At 63.0% G+C, this 4,156-nt stretch carries 5 protein-coding genes; 1 reads left to right on the forward strand and 4 read right to left on the reverse strand.

The annotated features are described in order from the left end of the window. Window positions 1-629, reverse strand: a 629-nt coding sequence (locus ACYVDE_RS16135; RefSeq protein WP_460502573.1) for an AMP-binding protein, incomplete at its 3' end; no start/stop codon positions are given. A 133-nt stretch (window positions 630-762) separates the two neighbouring features. On the opposite strand from ACYVDE_RS16135, the gene ACYVDE_RS16140 reads away from it, so the two are divergent. Beyond that, a complete protein-coding gene (locus ACYVDE_RS16140; RefSeq protein ID WP_460502574.1) occupies window positions 763-951 on the forward strand; it encodes a hypothetical protein in 189 nt (62 codons plus the stop codon). A gap of 21 nt (window positions 952-972) precedes the next feature. Here ACYVDE_RS16140 and ACYVDE_RS16145 read toward each other — a convergent pair whose 3' ends face one another. The 3 genes from ACYVDE_RS16145 to menD all read right to left on the reverse strand — a co-directional run. Then, on the reverse strand, window positions 973-1,461 hold the full coding sequence (locus ACYVDE_RS16145) for a DUF305 domain-containing protein (RefSeq protein WP_460502575.1): 489 nt from the start codon (window positions 1,459-1,461) through the stop codon (window positions 973-975). 191 nt (window positions 1,462-1,652) lie between these two features. Then, window positions 1,653-2,477 carry a 1,4-dihydroxy-2-naphthoyl-CoA synthase gene (menB, locus tag ACYVDE_RS16150; protein ID WP_460502576.1) on the reverse strand — a complete coding sequence of 275 codons (825 nt, stop codon included), beginning with the start codon at window positions 2,475-2,477 and terminating at the stop codon, window positions 1,653-1,655. A 153-nt stretch (window positions 2,478-2,630) separates the two neighbouring features. Next, window positions 2,631-4,156, reverse strand: a 1,526-nt coding sequence (gene menD, locus ACYVDE_RS16155) for a 2-succinyl-5-enolpyruvyl-6-hydroxy-3-cyclohexene-1-carboxylic-acid synthase (RefSeq protein WP_460502577.1), incomplete at its 5' end; no start/stop codon positions are given.

The following is a 4,156-nucleotide window of genomic DNA, read 5'->3' on the forward strand; positions in this document are numbered from 1 at the left end:
GGCCCGTTGAGGCGGCGCAGGGCCACGTGCGAGCAGGTTTCGGTCATGCCGTAGGTGAGCCAGGCAGCGGCCGTCAGCGGCTGCAGCTCCTGCGTGAGGGTGGCATCGGCCGGCGCGCCGCCAATCAGGAAGGCCTTCATTTTATTGAGGCGGGGGGCGTGGCCGGCCGCCAGCACGGCTTTCAACTGCAGGGGCACGAAGGCCGAGAAATCGAATTCGGCATTGTCGGCCACGTAGGCAAACGGGTCGGCGTGCGGCTCCACGATGGTGAGGTGCATGTTGCGCTCCAGGCCGCGCACCAGCATCATCATGCCGCCGATGTATTCGCAGTTGAGGCAGACCAGGGCCCGGTCGCCGGGGCCGAGGTCGAAGAAGTCGGCCGTGCGCCGGGCCGAGGCTTCGAACTGCCGCCGCCGCAGCACGATGGCCGACGGCGTGCCCGTGCTGCCCGAGGTGTGTAACGTGAATTCCTGCGTACCATTCAGCCACTGCCGCACAAAGTCAAGCACCTTGGCCTCGTAGCCGTTGAGCGGCACCGCGAAGTGCGCCGGGTACTGGCGAATGGCTTCGTAGGCGTATTCGCGGCCGTTGAGCAGGAGGGAAGTGGGTAGGGCGGCTGGAGTATTCATGCGGCGAAAGTACGCGCTGGGTTGGTGCAGTGGTTGCCGGAAGCCGGCCGCAGCATTTTGGCATTCGCCCGTCAGCCCTTGACTTTGAGGTTGCTACCGAGTATCTTAGGCAGGTCATCATTTCGCCCGCGCCATGACTACCGCCCAGCCCCTCGTCCCCCAGCCCATACCCGCCAGCGCTGCCCAGCCCTTTGTGCGCACGCCCGAGCAGGAGCAGCAGCGCGCCCAGGCCAAAGCGCAAAAAAAAGCCCGCAAGCACGAGCGGCTGCGGGCCTTCTTTGCGTGGTGCGCCGGCTGCCGCTGCATGGGCGGCAGCTTCTAGAAGTAGAAGGCGGCGAAGCTGCTACGGCTGGGTTTCCAGCTTTTTAATCAGGGCCTTCATCTCGCCGATTTCGCGCTTCTGGGCGGTGATGATGCCATCGGCCAGCTTCCGCACCTCGGGGTCTTTGATGGTGGCCCGCTCGCTGGTGAGAATGGCAATGGAGTGGTGCGGAATCATGGCCTTCATCCAGGTGGTGTCGTCGACGAAAGTCTGGGCGCGTACCATCACCAGCGCCCCCACAAACAGCGTGAGGCTGGCTCCCATGATGAGGCCGTTGGTAGTTTTGTTGGGGTACATCATGGGCATCAGCAGCAGCATCACCACGGCCATGGCCGTCACCATCAGCACCGTCATGTAGAAGCGGGTGAGGCTAAAATAGACGTGGTCGGGCTCGTAGGTGTTGAGGTACATCACGACGTACATCACCACAAACGACACGGCCAGCGTGAGCAAAAACTTGGAGTAATGGCTGGCCGGCATGGCGGCATGCTGCGAAGCGTCAGAATTCATAACCAATGATTTAGGGACGTAATAAAAAGGGCCGCCCGCGTGGCCCATTATCCCGATAAACGCAGGCCGGAGCTACGGGTTGAGGTGCCGCCATAAAAATGCCCCGCGTCTCCAGAGCTGGAAACGCGGGGCATGGCAGCCACGTCGGGCGTGAAATCTTTCCGAAAACCACGGCCGTAGCCGTCCGCGCCTTACGGGAACTTCGGATACTTCGAGAAGTCGGGCTGGCGCTTCTCCATGTAGGCGTTGCGGCCTTCCTTGGCCTCGTCGCTAAGGTAGTAGAGCAGCGTGGCGTTGCCGGCCAGCTCCTGAATCCCGGCCTGTCCGTCGAGCTCGGCGTTGAAGCTCGATTTGAGCATGCGCAGGGCCAGCGGGCTCTTTTGCAGAATCTTCTGGCACCAGGCCACGGTGGTTTCCTCGAGCTTGTCGAGGGGCACCACTTTGTTCACGAGGCCCATTTCGCGGGCTTCCTGGGCATCGTACTGGTCGCAGAGGTACCAGATTTCGCGGGCCTTTTTCTGGCCCACGATGCGCGCCAGGTACGAGGCGCCGAAGCCGCCGTCGAACGAGCCCACGTTGGGGCCGGTCTGGCCGAAGCGAGCGTTTTCGGCCGCCACGGTCAGGTCGCACACCACGTGCAGCACGTGGCCGCCGCCAATGGCCCATCCTGCTACCATGGCTACCACGGGCTTGGGAATGGAGCGGATGATTTTCTGCAGCTCCAGCACGTTCAGGCGGGGCACGGTGTCTTCGCCCACGTAGCCGCCGTGGCCGCGCACGCTCTGGTCGCCGCCCGAGCAGAAGGCCCGGCCGCCCTCGCCGGTGAGGATGATGACGCCGATGTCGGTGCGGTCCTGGCAGATGCGCATGGCATCAATCATTTCCTGCACCGTGAGCGGCGTGAAGGCGTTGTGCACCTGCGGCCGGTTGATGCTGATTTTGGCGATGCCGCCAAACTGCGAGAAGATGATTTCTTTGAACTCCTTAATCGGGGTCCACTGAATGGGTTCGGTCATAGGGAAGAGAATGAGTGAAAAAGAACGTCATGCTGAGCGCAGCCGAAGCATCTCGCGTGCAGCAGTAAATCAATCGTTAGCCGCGCTGAACTTCGGTTCAACGATGTGAGCGAGATGCTTCGGCTGCGCTCAGCATGACGTTCAATTAATGGATTACGAAAAGGCTTGTTTTACCGCCGCCCGGTATTCCTCGAAAAACGCCGCGTTGGTCTTCGAGTCGGTGAAGATTTCCAGAATTGCCGCGCCGGTTTCGGCTGCAAAGAAAACCGGCAGCGCGGCTTCAAGTTCGTGGAACGACGAAACCGGGAAGTAGCGCAGCCCGAAATCGCGCGCCGTATTCTCGGCCGTGAGCATCTGGCGCGTCTCAAAAAACTCCTCCAACTCGGGTTGCTGCCGCGGCCCATCGATGAGGCGGAAGATGCCGCCGCCGTGGTTGTTGAACAGCACCACCCGCAGGTTAGGCGTGGAGTAATTGTGCCAGAAGGCGTTGCGGTCGTAGAAAAACGCCACGTCGCCGGTCAGCAGCACCACCGGCCGCCCGGGCTGGGCCAGCGCCGCGCCCACGGCCGTAGAATTGCAGCCATCGATGCCGCTGGTGCCGCGGTTGGCGAACACTTCAACCTGCCGGCCCGGTGGCAGGCCGAGAATGTTGGCGTAGCGCACGGCCATGCTATTGGCCAGGTGCAGGGCGGTGGCTTCCGGCAACGCCGCCAGGGCGTGGTGGAAGGCGGAGAATTCGTTGAACGGCTGGGTGTCGTCGGTGAAAAACTGCTGCAGGAAGGCACCGGCCGCCGCATCGGCCTGCTGCCAGGCGGCCGTTGCGGCTGGCACTTCGCCTAGTGTGGTGCTTTCCGACAGCTGCTGAAAGAAAACGGCCGGCTGCACCCGCACCACCCGCGTCAGCGAACGGAAAGTATCGGCCACTTCGCCGGCGGCTTGCAGGTGCCAGTGCTGCGCCGGGGCGGCATCGCGCAGAAATAGCTTCAGGCTTTTCGAAATCAGCGACTGCCCAAAGGTGATGAGCAGGTCCGGTTTCAGCGCTTCCTTATCGTCCTTGCTTAGGCCGGCCAGAAAAACATCCTGCCGTTGCACTGGCGCGACATCGCCCACATTGGCAATGATATCGCCGACTACCACCACCTGCCGAGCCTTTGCGAATTCGTAAAGCGCCGCCAGTAGGCCCGGGTTGTTCGGCTGCTGGCCCGCCACCACTACCACGCGGCCGGTGTCCCGCAGCAGCTGGCGCAGCTCCAGAATCTCAGCCGGGGCGAGCGTGGCGTTCGAGGCGTGGTCGTGAGTAATCCGTACAGCTTCAAAGGTGATGCCTTCGCCCGCCTTCGGGTAGAATGGCTCGCGCAGCGGCACGTTAACCTGCACCGGCCCGGCGGGCGCGGCTTGGGCCAGGTTGATGGCCTCGTTCACGATGCGAGCCGAATGCCATTTGGCGTCGGGGTGCGTGGTATCGGCCGGAAAATCGAACGCGCCCTTGGCGTGCGCGCCGTAGAGGTTGCGCTGGCGGATGGTCTGCCCGTCGAGCTGGTCAATCCATTCGGGCGGCCGGTCGGCGGTTAAAATCACCAGCGGAATCTGCTGAAAAAAGGCTTCGGCCACGGCCGGCGCGTAGTTCAGGCCGGCCGTGCCGGAGGTGCACACCAGCGCCACGGCCCGTCGCTGCGCCT

The sequence above is a fragment of the Hymenobacter agri genome (assembly GCF_054778495.1).

Bases quoted from the DNA above. Each gene is read 5' to 3' on its own strand.
- ACYVDE_RS16140 (WP_460502574.1), top strand. From the start codon at position 763: ATGACTACCGCCCAGCCCCTCGTCCCCCAGCCCATACCCGCCAGCGCT.
- ACYVDE_RS16145 (WP_460502575.1), bottom strand. From the start codon at position 1,461: ATGAATTCTGACGCTTCGCAGCATGCCGCCATGCCGGCCAGCCATTAC.
- menB (WP_460502576.1), bottom strand. From the start codon at position 2,477: ATGACCGAACCCATTCAGTGGACCCCGATTAAGGAGTTCAAAGAAATC.